Below are 569 nucleotides of genomic sequence, written 5' to 3'. Positions count from 1 at the left end.
GGCGGCGCCTCCGCCGCCGTCGAGGCCTACCGCAACGCGCCGACCCCGAACGTCATCGTGGTCGAGACCGGCATCGGCAAGGCCAGCCCGCTCGCCGCCCTCGACAGCCTGGCGGAGGTCTGCGACGCCGGCACCAAGGTCGTCGTCGTCGGCCACGTCAACGACGTCGTGCTCTACCGCGAGTTCATCCGCCGCGGCGTGAGCGAGTACCTGATCGCGCCGGTCGATCCCGTCGCGATGATCGCGGCGATCTCCGACCTGTTCAGCGACCCCGCCGCCGAGCCCCTCGGCCGGACCGTCGCGGTGGTCGGCGCCAAGGGCGGCGTCGGCGCCTCGACGCTCGCCCACAACCTCGCCTGGTCGGTCGCGCGCGACTACGGCACCGCGACGGTGATCGCCGATCTCGACGTCGCCTTCGGCACCGCCGGCCTCAACTTCAACCAGGATCCGCCCCAGGGCGTGGCCGAGGCGGTGTTCGCGCCCGAGCGGGTCGACGCCAACTTCGTCGACCGGCTCCTGTCGAAATGCACCGACAACCTGAGCCTGCTCGCCGCGCCCGCGACCCTCGA

The 569-nt window shown here is 72.6% G+C and carries 1 protein-coding gene; it reads left to right on the top strand.

The genetic code is table 11. The features are described 5' to 3' along the window. Positions 1 to 569, top strand: a 569-nt coding sequence (locus A5481_RS31560; protein ID WP_425350247.1) for a CpaE/TadZ family protein, incomplete at both ends; no start/stop codon positions are given.

Source organism: Methylobacterium platani (assembly GCF_001653715.1).
Classification (GTDB): domain Bacteria; phylum Pseudomonadota; class Alphaproteobacteria; order Rhizobiales; family Beijerinckiaceae; genus Methylobacterium; species Methylobacterium platani.
The sequence above is the reverse complement of the archived record's forward strand: the minus strand, read 5'-3'. Positions and strand labels throughout refer to the sequence as shown.